The following is a 14,016-nucleotide window of genomic DNA, read 5'->3' as shown; positions in this document are numbered from 1 at the left end:
CGCCCCGGCAACGCCGGCGCCGCAGCCGCCGCGCCGCCGAATGCGGACGGTGCTCACTGTCGTGGCTGGCGTGCTCGCCCTGCTCTGCGTCGGCGGGGTCGCGACCGCCTTGGTTTGGTACAACCGCGCCTCGACGCCCGACCGCAGCACGCCAGACGTCGCGGTGATCAATTACCTTCAGGCGACGCTCGTCTCCGGCGACCCGAACCGAGCGAAGTTATTCACCTGCGATGGTGCAGTCCCTTTGGTCGATGAGTTCGCTGCTGACGTTGTCAGCCGGGAGCAGGAACTGGGCGTCTCCTTCTCGATCAACATCGAAGATGTCGTCGTGACTGAGACTGTCGGCACCGACGCCACCGTGATCGCTGTCATTCGGCGGAGCGCCGCAATTGACGGAATCCATCAGAGCTTGGCGGATAGGTGGCAGTTCGATTTGAGCAACCGGGACGGATGGCGTGTATGTGCTGGCTCCAGGATTAATTGACTCTCATTCAATCCACAGGAGATGGACCGGGACCTCCAACGTGGTGGGCGACTGGCCGCGCCAGGCCCAGCGGTACCATTCCACCTCGGGTGTGACTCGCACACAGATGTCCCCTTCGGCCCCTGAGTAGGTCTCAGTGACCGCTCGAAGGTCACGATGCTCCAGGCCGTTCTCAACGTGCACCACCCGTCGACCGGTGACCGCGTCCGCTTCGAAGACCGGTGTGGGGGTCCGGTGCGCCGGGCCGTCCAGCGATACCAACCGGATGCCCGTGTCCCGGGCGTCGTCCACGTCCGGTCGACTGCCGACGGTCTCCACCCAGACCCGCTCCACCGGCACCAACGGCGCGAACACCTCGACCTGGTCGGCTTCGGCCCGGTACCACTCGTGCTCGGGGATCACCGGCACGTAGGTCCTGGCGCTCTGCACCACCCGGTCGTCCGCGCGCAGGTCCCCGCGCCAACCCATCCCGGGCAGCCCGACCAGCACCCGTCGACCGCGTAGCTCGACCCGCTCCGTCGCGGGGACGATGGTCAGCGGTCTCGGCGGCTGTGGAGCCCAGTCCGGCTGGTCGGCGAACGGGTCAGGTAACGGTCCGGTCATACCAGTGGTGGCCTCACTCAGCGGCGCGCAGCGGGGCACCCCGCTCGCGCATGAACGGGACCGGGTTCACCGCGCCGGACGCGTTGCGGTCGTTGCGCAGGTGCACCTCGAAGTGCAGGTGCGGGCCGGAGGAGTTGCCACTGCTGCCGACCTTGCCGATCACCTGACCGGCCGTCACGATCTGATCCTTCTTGACGAATGGCTGAACCACCATGTGGCAGTACCGGGTGATGTAGCCACCGGCGTGCAGCAGGTCGACGAACCAGCCGCAGCCCCCCTTGCCGGGGAATCCGTCCACGTTGCAGTCCTGCCGGAGGCGGCGGTCCTCGTCGCAGGTCGAAACCAACACTCGACCGGTCGCTGCCGCGCGAATCTCGGTGCCCTTTGCCGCGCCGATGTCGACTCCGTTGTGGCTGGGCCGGCTGGCGGTGCGGAAACCGGAGCCGACTCCGCCAGGGATCGGTGCGGTCCAACCGGAGGCAGCGATCTGGCCGCGCTCGGCCGCGTTGCACACCGCCTTGCCGTTGATCTCGACAGTGCGGGCCGCGCCACCAGCCAGCGCGTCCACGATCCGGCTGGCTATCTCTTCGTGTTTGGCGTACGCGTCCGGGTATGCGCTGATCTGCACCCGCTGCGCCACCACGGTCAGCGGTCGTTGTTGCCAGCTCCCCACCTTGACGAGCTTCTCGTAGAACTTGCGGGCCGCGTACGCGGGATTCAACCGCTCGGCGACACTGCCCCACCCCGGCCGCTGCTGGAACAGGCCCAGCGAGTCGTGGTCCGCGCCAACGCCCTCATGCGGCAGAGCCAGGGACTCGGGTACGCCGCTGTTGGCAAGGTTGCGTAGGGCGGACTCCTGCATAGCTGTGGCGAGGGCGACCACCCAACCTCGCGAAGGTACGCCCATGTCCTGGCCGACCTTGACGATGATCGCGGCATTGCGGACCTGACTGTCGCCGTACTGGGCGAATCGTGGCAGCTTGCCCGCGATGTTTACTGCTCGGACCGGCCCGCACTCCATGCCCGCCATGGTGTCGCCGTTCTCGGCGTCGTTGCCTCCGAGCCCGGTGAGGAAGAACGCCGCAGTGCCGCCGGTGCAGCAGAGCAACAGCAGCATCCCGGTGAGCACCGCGGCGACCACACCGAGCCGGAGGGGACCCCGGCGCGTTTTGGCGCTACCAACATCGCTCATGGCCGCTCCCAGTCCAGAACGTCGACCAGCCAACCACCATCGGAGGTGACCAGCTCCAACCGGAGCCCGCCGGCATCAAGGGGTAGCACCAACTCGACGAACGTCTCGGTCCGCTCTCGCATGGTTGGAGGACCGGTGACCTTCTCGGCCGGCACGCTTTCGGGCTCGGCGCCGGTCAACTTCTCCCTCAGCGCTGGCGTGGAAAGTGGCCGCAGGCCAGCCTGCCACTCTTCGGTGGTCATCCCGGGACGGCCCAGCCAGGCCTTGGCGAAGCGGTCCGCGGTCTGTTCGGGCGTGCGGGCGCCGGGCGACGTCACGGGTGACGGCGGAGCCGCGCTGTTGAGCAGACCGTCGTCGCCAGCCGTCGGGTCCACGGTGATGATCGGCCCATCCGGACGGCTACTCAACCCATCGGCTGAATCGCCCGGGTTCGAGATCAGCCGGGCCGCCCCGAGCACACCGACGACCACCACCCCGATCACCAGCGCAACGCCCAGCCGGGACCGCAGCGCCCGAGTGAAGAGGAACTCCAACGCCCGTCGCATGACCGTCACCTCGCCTCTGAGCGCACCCGAGGTCCGGTGCGATCCGGTACTCGCTCGGTGGAGCCCGGGCGGTAGACAACGAACGACGGGTTCTCAGCCGGTACATCCGGCTCGGTCCAGGTCGCTGGCTGTCGGCGTCGGGGTTGCGGGGCGGTTGGGCGGCTCCGACCCCCGCCCTCCTCAGCCGGTGCCTCGCCGGGCCGCTCTTGACCGTCGGGGCGCACCGCGTCCGCGCGTCGGCCCTCGGCCGCCGCGGTCGGCACCGGGGCCGGGTCCTCCCGCCGCGCCTCGGGACGTAGCCGGGTCTGCGTCGCGTCGGGCGACCGTCGACGTCCACCCACCGGCTCGGCGGTGCCGCCCGGCTCGGCTACGTCCAGGCGAGCGGCGGTCCGCATGTCGCGGAAGAACCGGCGATGCCAGGACCCGGCCGAACTGACCGCCTCGCTGCTGTCCTTGCCGCCTAGTTGCGTGATCCGCCGGTACGGCCGCAGCAGCAGCCATCCGACCACCCCGCAGAGCCAGACCAGCACCACCTGAAGCCAACCCGGCATGGTGGGGGTACTCATGATCAGGTCGACGGCAAACAGGTAGATGGCTGCCCCGGTGCCGAAGATGGCGATGTTGAACAGCGCGGCGACCACTGCGTTCGCCAACCGCCGCAGACCGGCGCTGGCCGGCCGCAGTAGACCGATGGTGCCCAGGATGGGTGCCGCGATCACCGCCCATCGGAAGATCAGGAAACCCAGCAATACCAGTAGCGACGCGGTCAGGTCGAACATCGCGAAGAGTAGGGCCGCGAGCACGGCGATGAACCCGGCGCCGACCCGATCCATATCGCGAATACCCTGGAGATATTCGTACGCCTCTGGATCCTCGGTCTTAATCTGCTGGGCCACTCGCGCCCACTGCTGCTGCTTTGCCTTGATCGTCGCCTCTCGGGCGGCCGAGCTGGCGCGCATCGACTTGGCCTCACCCCACGTAAGAGATCTCGCATCGTAGAGCGCGGGGCCGTACTTGAGTGCGGTCTCGCTTTCTGCTGAACCTAATACGCCCCGGAGCCAATTCCGGTACAGCATTGTCTCGGTAGCGGTGTCGCTGGCTCGGACGGCAGGGGTTCGAAGATCCTTGCAGCGGTCCGGATCAATGCATCGCCCTGGGTCCGGCTCCTTCGCCTGCGGCCCAACGGTGTCATGCACCACTCCGAGGCTGGTGACAAGTGCGCCGTCGGCGATGTTCGCTGACTTGACCGGCCACGCGGCCAGTGCGGTGACCGCGACCATCACCAGCAGTGCCCAGCCCGCAGTGGTCATCGCGTTGCTCATGTCTGACTGGCGGGACCGCCAGAGTAGGTAGAGTCCCACCACGCACAGGGTGACGATTCCGAAGACGCTGAACACCTTTTGGTACACGGCCTTGGTCGCCTGCTCGACAAGCGGATCGGCCCATCCCCACATCGAACCGGGGTCCCAGGCGCGCTCTCTGAGCGCATTTGATGCGCCGATAATCGCCGTGGCGGCCATGAACTCGCCATTGGCGATCGTCGTGGTGAACTTGTAGTCCGGATGAAGCACGCTTGAGGCGCAGCCACCGTCGATGTCATAGGTGTTATAGCTGTAGCCACCGTAGCCATAGAGGCTGTACCGACCAGCTACTCCGTTCGCGGCGTCCGTCGGTGGCGCCGCCGCGAACCAGCCTGCGAGCCCCGAGTCCGGCGTACCGGGGGTTGGTGCGTTGCGGCAGGTGACCTGGTCTTCGCTGACCGCTTGTAGCTTCGCCACGCAGGCGCGGAAGTCAGCTTGCCATTCGGCGGTCGTGCAGAGGTCGGCGCGGGCCTGGGCGGCGGGCGGTGCGGCGGCTGCGGCCTCCGCGCCGATCAGCGGCCAGGTGAGGGTGGCCCCGGCCAGTACGCCAAGGGCGAGCAGGAACGACGCGGTCCTTGCCCAGGCCCTAGCCATGTCACGCCTCCAGATCCGGCAGGGGGATGCTCGGCAGGACGCCGGCCGCCGCGGCGATCGCGGCGGGCGTCGTGTCGAGGTGGTCCAGCAGCCCTTCGACGTACGAGACGTCGACTCGGACCTTCTGCACCCGGCCGTCCACGTCGCGCATCACGAACTCGCGGAAGCCGAGCCGGCTGGACGAGCTGGTGTCGGCGGCGGAGAGCGAGGCGAGCGTGGCCTCGTACCCGTCGTTGACCGGCACCCGCAGCAGCCGTAGCGCCTCGGAGGCGATCTCGGCGTCTTCGGCGATGCGGCCGACGAAGACTGTGGAGACGAGGTTCTGCACGTCGAGGCCGAGGATGTCTTTGGGATTCTGGGAGGCGACCAGTGCGGCCAGGTTCCACTTGCGGGAGTCGCGGGCGAGTCGGACCAGGAAGGAGCGCCCGGACCGCCAGCCTTCCATGAAGTGCGCCTCGTCGAGGCCGACGAGTTTGCGCGATGACATCGAGCCGCCGTAGCAGCGCCGCACGGCGAGCCGGTGGGCGGTGTGCAGCATCGGCAGGGCCAGTGCTTCCTCGGCCGACCAGTACTCGCGTTCGATCTTGAGATCGGGCAGCCGTAGCCCGGCCATGGTGATCACGGTGAGTGCCGCGTCGGCACCGAGCAGCCCTTCCGGCGGTCGGCCGAAGAAAAGCATGGCCAGCGGCATCTCGGCGGTGTCGAGCAGGAGGTTGGCCAGTTCCTTGCCGGCGTCGTCGTCGAGCCGCCCGAGGCAGCTCACCACGTCGTCCAGGGTGGAGGTCTCCTCGGCGGGGACCTGGCGGACGGCGTGCCGGAAGAGGGTGGCGGTCGACGCCTCCCTGGCCACCTGCGGCGGGACGAGCATCATGCAGATGTCCTGGACCAGCATCCGCCGCTCGGCTCGGGCGTTGGAGACCGCGATCTCGAACTCCCGGTCACCGGCGGCCCCGGTGCCGAACTCGGAACGCAGCGGCGTCGGGATGAGTGAGTAGGGCGCCAGGGTGCCGTGCTCCGAGCCGGTCAGGTTCAACACCCGGGAGTACGGCCGCAGCTCGGGCATCGCGCAGAGGCGGGCCAGCGGGCCGGACGGGTCGAGCAGGGTCACCTGGACACCTCGGCGGGCGGCCAGATAGCCCAGGGCGCCGAGCAGTGTGGACTTGCCACCGCCCGGTTCGGCGACGAAGACCGCGAGCCCGGAGCGTTCCCGGACCTCCATGGGGAAGTGCAGGTCGAGGAAGACGGGACGGCGGCAGGTGCCGGCGGTTCGGCCGATCAGGTCGCCCCGCCGGTCGCCCACGTTGGATGCGGCCTGGGGGAGCGCGGCGGCGAGCAGCGGCACCGGCATGCGACGCACGTAGCCGGTGTTGGCGATCGGTTCGCCGGGGATGAACTCGCGGGCCAGCCAGTCCTGGTTCTTCGGGTGCTGCAGCGAGATGCGCAGCTCCCGGGAGTAGAGCTGGATGAGCCGGCGGGCCCGCTCCAGGCATTCCTCCCTGGTCCGGCCGCCGACCGCGATCCGGTGCCAGCCGTGCGCACGGGCCGAGTCGACCGGGAGGCCGGTGGTCATCTCGTCGCCGATCACCAGGGCGCGCTTGGCCAGTCGCTCCAGCTCCGGAGGCGCGTCGATGCCGTGTTCGGCGTAGTCGAGCTGTTGCGAGCGGATCATCCGCAGCCGGTGTTCCAGATTACGGAAGGAGTCGCCGGAGCCGAGGATGTCGACGCGGGTGGAGATCTCCATCGGCCAGGGCAGCCGCTCGTGGAAGTGCAGCCAGGGCTCGTGTCGTTCCGGGATCTCCAGCGGCTCCATCCGGCCGACCGCGAGCACTGCCACGTGCCGCTCCTCGCCGGTCATCCGGTTGACCAGCTTGACCGTCGAGCCGTACGGGGTGCGGTAGCGCTCGACCTGCTCGGTCATGGCGAGCAGGTCGCCGCGCTCCCAGCGCCCGTCGGTGACGGGGGAGAGGGTGCTCGGCGGCGACATGCACAGCGCCACCGAGCGGTAGAGGAGCCATTCCAGCTCCTGGGCGGTGACCCGCCGGCCGCGCATGCCGAACGCCCCGAGCACCTCGTCGAACTGTTCCACGGTGCGGCCCAGTTTGCGGCGTTCTCCATCGGCGGTGCCCCGGCCGAAGGTGCGCAGCAGCCGCTCGGTGAGCGAGTCGCCGAGGGAACGCCTGGCGAAGGTGACGCCCAGGTAGGTCTGGCCCTCGGCGTGGTTGACAGCCATCAGGTGGCGTTGGGCGGCGACCAGGTGGTCGGCCCAGCCGGTGGTGCCGGGGACGTCGGGGAGCGGCGCCGAGGTGTGCGTGTCGATCGTGCGCGCCCACTCGTCGGCCGGGAACGGCCGGGTGGTGCGGCGCAGGTGCAGTCGGAAGCCGGCCAGGCCGGCGTACTGCTCGGAGATCGCCGACAGCAGCGCCTCGCGCTCGGCGTCCGGCCGGAACGCCCAGCGGACCTCGGGCAGCCAGTACCACGCGGTGACGGTGTTGGGTGTGAAGGTCAGGTGGCCGGCGATCTCGGTGATGGCCAGCTCGACAGATGGATCCCGATCCCCGAATTTGATCTTCGGAGGGCGAACCCGGGTCGGCTTGATCGGTCGATCCGATCGGCTCGCCGTGCGCTGCCGCGGCGCGGCGATCTCCTTACCGGAGGCCGAGGTGCCGGTGCTCCGGGGTCGATCCGAGTCGGTGACCCGGCGCGCCGTGCTTTCGAGAGCCGGCCGATCCGCAGCCGTGATCATGGCCGGCTGCTCCGAGGGGGCCGTGGACCGGCCGGTGGCCACCGTCGGCTGGGGTGGCCCTTGAGCCGCCGGTCGGGCCGGCGACATCGCTGTGGGGCGGCCGCCCGGCACGGTGTTGCCGGGTCGGCGGACGGAACCTGTGGTCGCCGACGGTGAACCGCCGTCGGTGGGCAGGTCGGGCTCGTCCGGCGGACGCCGCATCGGCCGTCGATCGCCGGCTTGATGCGGCACCCGGGACTCGCTGGCCGGGTGGCCGCCGCCGTGTCGTGGCTCGACGGGTCGGCCGCCATTGCCCGGCGGGTCGGCCGGCGTCCACGGTGGCTCGAGCTCGGGAACCGCGCGGGCTGGTGCCGGGCTGGCGGTGGGTGGCGGCTGATGTGGGATCGCCGGCTGCTCGCGGGTGCTCGGGCCGGCGGTGACGGCTCGTGGCGAGGCGGGTCGCCCCCCGCCGCCGAAGAGGTCCAGGAAGGGGGAGTCGATGTCGGCGTTCTCGCCGGCCGACACGGCGGTGGGCTCGGCCGGTGGCGTCCGGCGGGGAATCGGCCGAGGTGCCTGGAACACGCCGACGGCACCGTGGCCAGGTGACGTCACCAGCGCGGGGTCGAGGGCAACCTCGTCCTCGTCCTCGGTGTAGTCGAATGAGTGCGCACGGTGACCGACTGGTGCGCCTGGGCGGCCTGCCGGGGAGCCCGGCGTGGAGGAGCGGCTCATGCGATCGCCTCGGTGACTGTCGGCAGACCCATGCCCGCGTCCTGCGACGGACCGTTCGACGTACGTCCGGTCATGCCAGCTCCTCCCGAATCCTGATCCGGCTGCCGACCAGGCGCGGATCGCGCTGCTCGACCGCCGGCTCCCGGGTGCGTCGCCAGTCGGTCAGCGCGGTGCGGATGACCACCCGCGCCGGCCGATCGGGGTCGACGTGCCGGAAGATGAACGACGTGGTCACGATGGCGAGCGCGATCTCCCAGGCTGGGAAGAGCTCGACCGTCAACGTGAACAGCCAGTGGATGAACATGTAGAGGGGGACCAGCAGCATGAAGAGCCCGTACTGGGCGTAGGGCAGGTGGACCGGAAGGGTGTAACCGGGCGGCCCGAGGTAGACCAGGCGGGCCCGGTAGATGTCGTCGTCGGTGCGCAGCCGCATCTGGTGAACGCGCCTATTCGAAGATCAGGTCGATCAGGTAATCGCCGACGAAGAAGAGTGTTGCCGCGCCCGCGATGAAGGCGAGCCCGACGATGGCGATCGCGGAGCTGGTCAGCACCTTGGAGATCTCACCTCGGCTGGCACGGCCGATGAAGATGACGCCCAGGACGGCGAGCAGGATCGGCGCGATCTTGCTGGCGAAGAAGGTGACGACACTGTTGGTGTCGATCCCCTTCGGTGCCGGCTCCGCGAGTGGAGTCGACGCCAGGGTGGAGAGCGCGTGGGCGACGCCGGACGACGCCGTCTCCATGAGCTCGAAGGCGATCACTGGAACCTCCCCATAGCGCGGCCGGCGATGCCGCGGCGGTGCAATAGGCAAGCCTGGCGGGAAAAGTGCTCCACAGGGCATGGCGTTCTTGACCCTGTGTTCGTTACTCACCACGGAGGGTGGCGAGGTTTGGGCGGTTTTCCCCCGCTTCGGCCCTCCCTCCAAGCTTCGCCATCTCGATGCTGGCCAATTCCAAAGCGTACGGGCCGCCCCGGATTGCGACAAGCCGCGAAGGGACTGCCCGATACTGCCCGGATGACCGATCGTACACCTGTTCTAATCGGCACGTCAGGGGCAGTGGTACGGGGCCTACCCGGGGTCGCTGGGCGCCGCTGCCGCGACCGGTACCGTCTAGTCGTGACCGATCTGGTGCGGGCTTCGGGCCCGGTGGTGATGGGCGTCCTCAACGTCACACCGGACTCCTTCTCCGACGGCGGACGGTACGCCGACCTGGACGCCGCCGTCGGACACGGCGTCCGTCTACGCGACGCCGGTGCGCACCTGGTCGACATCGGTGGCGAGTCGACCCGCCCGGGCGCCGAGCGGATCGACGCGGCGACCGAGGCCGAGCGGGTGTTGCCGGTCATCCGCGAGCTGACCGCCGCCGGTGTGGCGGTCAGCGTCGACACCAGCCGTGCGCGTGTCGCGGAGGCCGCCCTGGCTGCCGGCGCGGCGGTGGTCAACGACGTCTCCGGTGGCCTGGCCGACCCGGACATGGCCCGGGTGGTCCGCGACGCGCACTGCCCCTGGGTGCTGATGCACTGGCGTGGACACTCCCGTGCCATGCGCGAACTGGCCACCTACACCGACGTGGTGGCCGATGTCCGGGCCGAGTTGGCCCAACGGATCGACGCGGCGTTGGCCGCCGGGGTGGCCGCCGACCGCCTCATCGTCGACCCCGGGCTCGGCTTCGCCAAGACGGCCGCGCACAACTGGGAGCTCAGCGCCCGCCTGCCGGAGTTGCTGGATCTCGGCTACCCGCTGCTCTTCGGGGCTAGCCGCAAGTCGTACCTCGGTGGGTTGCTCGCCGCCGTGGACGGCACGCCGCGACCGACCGCCCAGCGGGAGGCGGCCACAGTGGCGACCAGCGTGCTGGCGGTCGCCGCCGGCGCCTGGGGCGTACGCGTACACGACGTGCAGGCCACCGCCGACGCGCTCGCCGTCTGGGCGGCGACCGGCAGGCCTCGCCTGGCCGTGCCGCCGCACGACAGGAAGCGAACGCAAGACGATCACGAGCATGGGGTACGGCGATGACGACGGACCGGATCCACCTGACCGGCCTGCGGGCGCGCGGCCGGCACGGGGTGTACGACTTCGAGCGCGTTCAGGGGCAGGACTTCGTGGTCGACGCCGTCCTGGAGCTGGACCTCGGCCCGGCCGCCGCCAGCGACGATGTCACCGCCACAGTGCACTACGGCGAGTTGGCCGAACGCCTGGTCGCCGTGGTGACCGGCGAGCCGGTCAACCTGATCGAGACCCTGGCGGACCGGCTCCTCGAGGTCTGCCTGGCAGACGTTCGGGTCGACGCCGCGACGATCACAGTGCACAAGCCCGAGGCTCCGGTACCGCACACCTTCAGCGACGTGGCCGTCACCATGACCCGGGCGCGTACCCGGTGACGCGGGCGGTTCTGTCGCTCGGCAGCAACCTGGGCGACCGCCTGGAGCACCTGCGTACGGCCGTCGCCACCCTCGGCGACGCGGTGCTCGTGCTCTCCGGGGTGTACGAGACTCCACCGTGGGGCGACACCGATCAGCCCGCGTACCTCAACGCGGTGGTGCTCGTGCAGGACGAGAGCGCGACCCCGCGCGACTGGCTGGAGCGGGCCCGCGACGCGGAGCGTGCGGCCGGGCGGGTCCGTGACCCGCAGCGGCGGTTCGGGCCGCGCACCCTCGACGTGGACGTGATCGCGGTCTGGGGCGACGACGACGAGCCGGTGCTCAGCGACGAGGAGGAGCTGACCCTGCCGCACCCTCGGGCGCACCTGCGCGCCTTCGTGCTGCGTCCGTGGATCGACATCCAGCCGTACGGTCGGCTGCCCGGTCACGGCTGGCTGACCGACCTGTTGACCATCGGCCCCGCGGCGGACGAGGCGTTGGAACTGCGTCCCCGGCCGGAGTTGGCGTTAGAGTCGACGGCATGACCGAGCGGAACCGGCCGGCATGACGCAGGCGAAGCCCCCACCCCGCGGGTCGGGCCCGGACGGGTCGCGGATGGGCCCCACCCGGATCTCGACCCTGGTAGTGGCCGGCCTGGGTGCGGCGGCGGTGGCCTGGCTGCTGATCAGCACCCTCTATTACAGCGGCATTCCCCGGCTGCCCTGGCTGCCGGTGGTGACGCTGGCCGGGCTCGCCGTGCTGGAGGCGTACGCCGCGATCAACACCCGGGGCCGGATCGAGCGCAAGCCGGGTCGGGAGCCGGTCGATCCGCTGTTGGTCGCCCGCTTCGTGGTGCTGGCCAAGGCGTCGGCACTGGCCGCTGCGATCTTCGCGGGCTTCTACGCGGGGCTCACCGGCTGGCTCTTCGTGGAGACCACCCGCGCAGCCCTGGACGATCGACCGGCCGCCGGCGGAGGCCTGCTCGCCTCGCTGGCACTGGTCGGCGCCGCGCTCTGGTTGGAGCACTCCTGCCGGGTGCCGGAACGCCCGGACGACGAGCGCGAGCAGGACCCTCGGGAGAGCCGCCCCGGCCAGCGCTGAGCAGGGGGTTACGCCCGGCTGCGGGCGCGGGTACGGTGCCTGCGATCGGAGAGCAAGGGCCGCCCAGGGTCCGTCCGTGCGCCGGACTGGGCACGGTCGGCCACTGGGGAGGCGGCGTCATGGGGTACGAAGAAGCGGGCCGGGACCGGTCGGCCGAACCCTCGTCGGGGGTGCCGGCAGCCGTCCTGGACAACGTCTTCGACGATCCCACCCACGGTGAGCCCGGCCGGGATCGGATCGGCGTACACCTGGGGTGGGAGCTGCTGCTGCTGGCCGGGCTGGCCGCCGTGAGCTGGCTGCTCTGGCGGGAGGATCCGGCCGCGGTGCGCGACGGCAACCTGCGCACGCTGCTGATCAACGCGGTCGGGCTGGGGATGCTCGCCCTGGCCGCCGGGCTGAGTCTGCGCACGGCCGCGCCGAACCTGGCCGTCGGCCCGATCGCGGTAGCGGCCGCCCTGCACTACGCCGAGCAGGGTGACCGGGGCCTGCCGGCGTCGCTCGGCCCGGCCGTGGCGGTCGCCGCGGTGGGCGGGCTGGCGCTGGCGCTGGCCGTGGTGGTGCTGCACGTGCCGGGCTGGGCCGCCAGCCTGGCCGGCGCCGCCGCCGTGGTGGTGTACATCGAACGCCGATCGGCGCCCGTGCTGGTGCAGGGCGACTACGACCCCTCCAGCAGCGCCGGTTACCTCTTCGCCGGCTTCGCAGCGGTGGCCGTCCTGGGCGGGTTGTTCGGCGCGATCCGGGCGATCCGCCGGCTCGTCGGCCGGTACCGACCGATCGCCGACCCGGCCCGTCGGCGGGGCGCGGTTGCCGCCGTGGTGACCGCCGTCGCGTTGGTCATCTCCACGGTGCTGGCCGCTCTGGCCGGCATCCTGCTGGCCGCCAACGACCCCGGGCCGGTGGCGCCCACCTCGGGGCTGGACTGGACGGTGCTGGCCATGGGCGTGGCCCTGCTCGCCGGCACCAGCGCGTACGGCCGCCGGGGCGGCGTGTTCGGCACGCTGCTGGCGGTCGGCCTGGTCACGGTCTTTCAGGTGTACGCGCCGGAGCGCGGCTGGACGCTGAGCAACTGGGTGGTCGGCGGGGCCGCGCTCGGCGTCGGGTTGCTGGCCACCCGCCTGGTCGAGACGCTCGGGCGGCCCCGACCGGGCAGCACCGACCGGCCCGAGCCGGTCAGCGACGGCACGATCAGCTCGGGCTGGACCACGCCGCAGCCGCAGTCCGTCGACAACTGGCCTCCCACGCTGCCGACCCAGGCCGCGCCGCAACCGATCGACCCGTGGCGGGATCCGCGGTGGGAGGACGGCCCGCGACGGTGGGACACCGACGAGCGGTGAGCCGCGTCGCGTCCGCCGAGCCGGAGCTGATCTCGACCGTTAGGCTCGGCGACATGACCGACTCACCTGCCGCCACCCCGGGCGGAACCTCGTTCGAGGAGCTTGACGCGCTGTCCACCGAGGAGCTGCGGGAGCGGGCGTTCGCCCGGGCCCGGGAGCGTCGGGACGTGGCCTTCTTCTGGTCGGTGCTGCGCCACCTGCCGAACGCGGACGAGGCCACGGTGCTGGACGGCGCCCCGAACTCGATCGGCCCGACGATCGACGAGGCCAACGCGCTGTGGCGGGAGCTGACCGGTCACGGCTACGAGGAGTCGGCGCCGCTGCTGCGGGCCGCCTTCATCGACTACCTGATGAAGCACTGAGCCGCTCGGGGCAGCCCAGGTCCGCCCGAGCCACCGGTTCGGGGCCTGGGCGGATCGCGTCGTTCATGCACCGTTCCGGCCCGGTCAGCCGCTACGGCACGGCCGCCGGCACCGGCGCACTCGCCGTGTTGCTGCTGGTCGGCATCTGCGGCAGTCCGGCGTACACCGGCTGGGCCGTCACACTGACCGACCCGGAGTCGGCCGGGGCGTTCTACGCGCGCCTGCTCGCCTGGCCGGCCTGGCGGCTCGACGCGGACGGGCAGGCCGGCGGGTTGTTCGCCGCCGACCTGCGAGCCGTGCTGCTGGTGGTCCTCGCGGTGGCGCTGCTCTACCTGTTGCCCGCCGCCCAGGTCGCCCGGGTGCCCGGCCCGGTCAGCCAGTTCTTCTCCGGCTGGGCCGCGTACGTGCTGGCTGGCGGGCTGGCCGCCGTGCTGGCGGCGCTGCTCGGCCCGGCACCGTCACTGCTGGGGGCCCTACAGGACGCCAGCACCGGTGCCGGCTACGGCTTTCTCACCGGATGGATCATCGGCATCGCCAGCCTCGGCGGTCGCGCCTGACCCGACCGAGCGGGGCGGCTGGGGTGTCGAGCAGGCCCAGGGCCGACCCGACCCGGTGGTGGTGGACCTG

General features: G+C 71.0%; 15 protein-coding genes. 8 read left to right on the top strand and 7 right to left on the bottom strand.

The genetic code is table 11. From position 1 onward, the window contains the following. Positions 1-40: 40 nt before the first annotated feature. A complete protein-coding gene (locus AB0C20_RS04675) occupies positions 41-484 on the top strand; it encodes a hypothetical protein (protein WP_357567360.1) in 444 nt (147 codons plus the stop codon). A 3-nt stretch (positions 485-487) separates the two neighbouring features. Here AB0C20_RS04675 and AB0C20_RS04670 read toward each other — a convergent pair whose 3' ends face one another. The 7 genes from AB0C20_RS04670 to AB0C20_RS04640 all read right to left on the bottom strand — a co-directional run bounded on the left by AB0C20_RS04670 (position 488) and on the right by AB0C20_RS04640 (position 8,994). Further along, positions 488-1,087, bottom strand: coding sequence for a hypothetical protein (locus tag AB0C20_RS04670; RefSeq protein ID WP_357183391.1), 600 nt, complete (start codon positions 1,085-1,087; stop codon positions 488-490). A 13-nt stretch (positions 1,088-1,100) separates the two neighbouring features. Continuing rightward, a complete protein-coding gene (locus AB0C20_RS04665) occupies positions 1,101-2,279 on the bottom strand; it encodes a M23 family metallopeptidase (protein ID WP_357567359.1) in 1,179 nt (392 codons plus the stop codon). Next, positions 2,276-2,833, bottom strand: coding sequence for a hypothetical protein (locus AB0C20_RS04660; RefSeq protein WP_357183397.1), 558 nt, complete (start codon positions 2,831-2,833; stop codon positions 2,276-2,278). The genes AB0C20_RS04665 and AB0C20_RS04660 overlap by 4 nt, the downstream gene beginning before the upstream one ends. Beyond that, positions 2,830-4,779, bottom strand: coding sequence for an MFS transporter (locus AB0C20_RS04655; RefSeq protein ID WP_357567358.1), 1,950 nt, complete (start codon positions 4,777-4,779; stop codon positions 2,830-2,832). Before AB0C20_RS04655 ends, AB0C20_RS04660 begins: the two co-directional genes overlap by 4 nt. Before the next feature lies 1 nt (position 4,780). Next, a complete protein-coding gene (locus tag AB0C20_RS04650) occupies positions 4,781-8,233 on the bottom strand; it encodes an ATP-binding protein (protein ID WP_357183402.1) in 3,453 nt (1,150 codons plus the stop codon). Between the two features lie 70 nt (positions 8,234-8,303). Further along, positions 8,304-8,666, bottom strand: coding sequence for a hypothetical protein (locus tag AB0C20_RS04645; protein ID WP_053654782.1), 363 nt, complete (start codon positions 8,664-8,666; stop codon positions 8,304-8,306). A gap of 13 nt (positions 8,667-8,679) precedes the next feature. Beyond that, positions 8,680-8,994, bottom strand: coding sequence for a hypothetical protein (locus tag AB0C20_RS04640; RefSeq protein ID WP_074315118.1), 315 nt, complete (start codon positions 8,992-8,994; stop codon positions 8,680-8,682). A 357-nt stretch (positions 8,995-9,351) separates the two neighbouring features. On the opposite strand from AB0C20_RS04640, the gene folP reads away from it, so the two are divergent. The 7 genes from folP to AB0C20_RS04605 all read left to right on the top strand — a co-directional run bounded on the left by folP (position 9,352) and on the right by AB0C20_RS04605 (position 13,946). After that, positions 9,352-10,248, top strand: coding sequence for a dihydropteroate synthase (folP, locus tag AB0C20_RS04635; protein ID WP_357183406.1), 897 nt, complete (start codon positions 9,352-9,354; stop codon positions 10,246-10,248). Further along, positions 10,245-10,613, top strand: coding sequence for a dihydroneopterin aldolase (gene folB / locus AB0C20_RS04630; protein WP_357567357.1), 369 nt, complete (start codon positions 10,245-10,247; stop codon positions 10,611-10,613). Before folP ends, folB begins: the two co-directional genes overlap by 4 nt. Beyond that, complete coding sequence (folK, locus tag AB0C20_RS04625; RefSeq protein ID WP_357183412.1) at positions 10,610-11,137, top strand: 2-amino-4-hydroxy-6-hydroxymethyldihydropteridine diphosphokinase; 528 nt, start codon at positions 10,610-10,612, stop codon at positions 11,135-11,137. Before folB ends, folK begins: the two co-directional genes overlap by 4 nt. Positions 11,138-11,156: 19 nt before the next feature. Further along, positions 11,157-11,693: a DUF3180 domain-containing protein gene (locus AB0C20_RS04620; RefSeq protein ID WP_357183415.1), complete on the top strand. Its 537-nt coding sequence runs from the start codon at positions 11,157-11,159 to the stop codon at positions 11,691-11,693. Between the two features lie 119 nt (positions 11,694-11,812). Further along, positions 11,813-13,027 carry an ABC transporter permease gene (locus AB0C20_RS04615; protein WP_357567356.1) on the top strand — a complete coding sequence of 405 codons (1,215 nt, stop codon included), beginning with the start codon at positions 11,813-11,815 and terminating at the stop codon, positions 13,025-13,027. A gap of 53 nt (positions 13,028-13,080) precedes the next feature. Beyond that, positions 13,081-13,389, top strand: coding sequence for a hypothetical protein (locus tag AB0C20_RS04610; protein ID WP_357183420.1), 309 nt, complete (start codon positions 13,081-13,083; stop codon positions 13,387-13,389). A 65-nt stretch (positions 13,390-13,454) separates the two neighbouring features. Continuing rightward, positions 13,455-13,946 (top strand): hypothetical protein, encoded by a 492-nt coding sequence (locus tag AB0C20_RS04605; RefSeq protein ID WP_238687029.1) that lies wholly within the window; start codon positions 13,455-13,457, stop codon positions 13,944-13,946. The last annotated feature ends 70 nt before the right edge of the window (positions 13,947-14,016 follow it).

The sequence above is a fragment of the Micromonospora sp. NPDC048843 genome (assembly GCF_040649965.1).
Taxonomy (GTDB): Bacteria; Actinomycetota; Actinomycetes; order Mycobacteriales; family Micromonosporaceae; genus Micromonospora; species Micromonospora hortensis.
This window is presented reverse-complemented; position numbering and strand designations above follow the sequence as displayed.

Bases quoted from the DNA above. Each gene is read 5' to 3' on its own strand.
- AB0C20_RS04620 (WP_357183415.1), top strand. From the start codon at position 11,157: ATGACGCAGGCGAAGCCCCCACCCCGCGGGTCGGGCCCGGACGGGTCG.
- AB0C20_RS04655 (WP_357567358.1), bottom strand. From the start codon at position 4,779: ATGGCTAGGGCCTGGGCAAGGACCGCGTCGTTCCTGCTCGCCCTTGGC.
- AB0C20_RS04605 (WP_238687029.1), top strand. From the start codon at position 13,455: ATGCACCGTTCCGGCCCGGTCAGCCGCTACGGCACGGCCGCCGGCACC.
- AB0C20_RS04675 (WP_357567360.1), top strand. From the start codon at position 41: ATGCGGACGGTGCTCACTGTCGTGGCTGGCGTGCTCGCCCTGCTCTGC.
- AB0C20_RS04610 (WP_357183420.1), top strand. From the start codon at position 13,081: ATGACCGACTCACCTGCCGCCACCCCGGGCGGAACCTCGTTCGAGGAG.
- AB0C20_RS04615 (WP_357567356.1), top strand. From the start codon at position 11,813: ATGGGGTACGAAGAAGCGGGCCGGGACCGGTCGGCCGAACCCTCGTCG.
- folB (WP_357567357.1), top strand. From the start codon at position 10,245: ATGACGACGGACCGGATCCACCTGACCGGCCTGCGGGCGCGCGGCCGG.
- AB0C20_RS04670 (WP_357183391.1), bottom strand. From the start codon at position 1,087: ATGACCGGACCGTTACCTGACCCGTTCGCCGACCAGCCGGACTGGGCT.
- AB0C20_RS04665 (WP_357567359.1), bottom strand. From the start codon at position 2,279: ATGAGCGATGTTGGTAGCGCCAAAACGCGCCGGGGTCCCCTCCGGCTC.
- AB0C20_RS04645 (WP_053654782.1), bottom strand. From the start codon at position 8,666: ATGCGGCTGCGCACCGACGACGACATCTACCGGGCCCGCCTGGTCTAC.
- AB0C20_RS04650 (WP_357183402.1), bottom strand. From the start codon at position 8,233: ATGAGCCGCTCCTCCACGCCGGGCTCCCCGGCAGGCCGCCCAGGCGCA.